The following is a 1,315-nucleotide window of genomic DNA, read 5'->3' as shown; positions in this document are numbered from 1 at the left end:
TGAACCGTACCGGGATTCCCGGAGGCTCCAAACCTTGAGAGGATGGAGCCATGAACACTTCCAAGCGATATGCACCTGAGGTCCGTCAGCGGGCCGTCCGTATGGTCTTCGACCACGAGGCTGACTACCCCTCCCAATGGGCGGCCATCGGCGCCATTGCCCCCAAGATCGGCTGCACACCGGAGACGCTGCGTAGTTGGGTCCGTCAGGCCGAACGTGATGCTGGACGTCGGGAAGGCGCGACCACGACTGAACGCGAGCGGATCAAGGCCCTGGAGCGCGAGAACCGCGAGTTAAAGCAGGCCAACGAGATTCTCCGCAAGGCCTCCGCGTATTTTGCCCAGGCGGAGCTCGACCGCCGCGGCAAGTGATGATCGAGTTCATCGATGATCACCGGGAGTCGTACGGGGTCGAGCCGATCTGCCGTGTCCTGCCGATTGCCCCGTCGACCTATTATGAGCACAAGGCCCGTGACGCCCAGCCTGATCGCGCGCCACCCCGCATCCAGCGTGATCGCTGGCTGAGTGCCGAGATCCAGCGTGTCTGGGACGAGAACTTCGGTGTCTACGGCATCCGCAAGGTCTGGCGCCAATTGCATCGAGAAGCGATCCCCACCGCTCGTTGCACCGTCGAGCGCCTGATGCGCCGGATGGGGCTGCGAGGCGTGGTGAGAGGCAGGCCGGTCCGTACGACCGTGCCCGATCCCAACAAGGCCTCTCCAGCGGACCTGGTGCGGCGGCAGTTTCAGCCGGCTCAGCCAAACATACTGTGGGTGTCGGATTTTACGTATGTCGCGACCTGGCAGGGCTTTGTCTATGTCGCCTTCGTCATCGACGCCTTTGCTCGCCGGATCATCGGCTGGCGAGTCTCCCGCTCACCCCGCACCGATATGGTGCTGGATGCTCTGGAGCAGGCGCTTCATGAACGTCCTCAGCGACCTGGCAGCGACTTGATCCACCATAGCGATAGGGGCGTTCAATATGTCTCGATTCGATACACAGAGCGCTTGGAGGACGCCGGCATCGCCCCGTCTGTCGGGAGTGTCGGCGACTCATATGACAACGCGCTGGCCGAGACGGTGATAGGGTTGTTCAAGACGGAGGTGATTCGCCGAAGCGGGCCATGGCGGCACCTGGAAGCCGTTGAGTTCGCCACCCTGGAATGGGTGGACTGGTTCAACCATCGACGACTCCTGGAGCCGATCGGCAACATGCCGCCGGCCGAGCGAGAAGCGCTGTACTATGAGCAACAGAGTCAAGCCAAGAAGGTGGCCTGACTCAAACCAACGGGTCTCCGAGAAAGCCGGTACGGTTCA

General features: G+C 62.3%; 1 protein-coding gene and 1 other annotated feature. The gene reads left to right on the top strand.

Features of this window, described 5'->3' with window-relative positions; all coding sequences use genetic code 11:
* Positions 1-50: 50 nt before the first annotated feature.
* Positions 51-1,276 (top strand): IS3 family transposase gene (locus Q0894_RS12735; protein WP_299235950.1). Its coding sequence is split into 2 segments (ribosomal slippage): positions 51-336 and positions 336-1,276, totalling 1,227 coding nucleotides; the frame shifts between segments, so codons are not numbered across the junction.
* Positions 329-445, top strand: a sequence feature (AL1L pseudoknot). (Overlaps the previous gene by 117 nt.)
* Positions 1,277-1,315: the final 39 nt, after the last annotated feature.

Origin of the sequence: uncultured Halomonas sp. (genome assembly GCF_947501415.1) — a bacterium.
Taxonomy (GTDB): domain Bacteria; phylum Pseudomonadota; class Gammaproteobacteria; order Pseudomonadales; family Halomonadaceae; genus Halomonas.
The sequence above is the reverse complement of the archived record's forward strand: the minus strand, read 5'-3'. Positions and strand labels throughout refer to the sequence as shown.